Here is a 379-nt window from a genome sequence, read left to right as displayed (position 1 = left end):
TCGAACCTACAACCTTCTGATTCGTAGTCAGACACTCTATCCAATTGCGCTATAGGTGCATATTCATTATAGTGCCGAGGACCGGAATCGAACCGGTACGGTAATCACTTACCGCAGGATTTTAAGTCCTGTGCGTCTGCCAGTTCCGCCACCCCGGCGTTACTATAATGAAAGCGGAAGACGGGATTCGAACCCGCGACCCCCACCATGGCAAGGTGATGTTCTACCACTGAACTACTTCCGCATTATGCCGACTAGAGGATTCGAACCTCCGACCCCCTGTTTACAAGACAGATGCTCTGCCAGCTGAGCTAAGTCGGCATAAAACGTTACTTTCATATAATACTAAATGTTTCCCAATATTGCAACAACAATATTG

General features: G+C 47.5%; 3 tRNA genes. All 3 read right to left on the bottom strand.

The window, feature by feature from the left end:
* Positions 1-72 precede the first annotated feature (72 nt).
* The 3 genes from FD33_RS11350 to FD33_RS11340 all read right to left on the bottom strand — a co-directional run bounded on the left by FD33_RS11350 (position 73) and on the right by FD33_RS11340 (position 321).
* Positions 73-158 (bottom strand) — tRNA-Leu (locus FD33_RS11350).
* A gap of 14 nt (positions 159-172) precedes the next feature.
* Positions 173-244 (bottom strand) — tRNA-Gly (locus tag FD33_RS11345).
* Positions 245-248: 4 nt separating this feature from the next.
* A tRNA-Thr gene (locus FD33_RS11340) sits at positions 249-321 on the bottom strand.
* Between the last annotated feature and the right edge of the window lie 58 nt (positions 322-379).

This window comes from Companilactobacillus paralimentarius DSM 13238 = JCM 10415 (assembly GCF_001434985.1).
Taxonomy (GTDB): Bacteria; Bacillota; Bacilli; order Lactobacillales; family Lactobacillaceae; genus Companilactobacillus; species Companilactobacillus paralimentarius.
The sequence above is the reverse complement of the archived record's forward strand: the minus strand, read 5'-3'. Positions and strand labels throughout refer to the sequence as shown.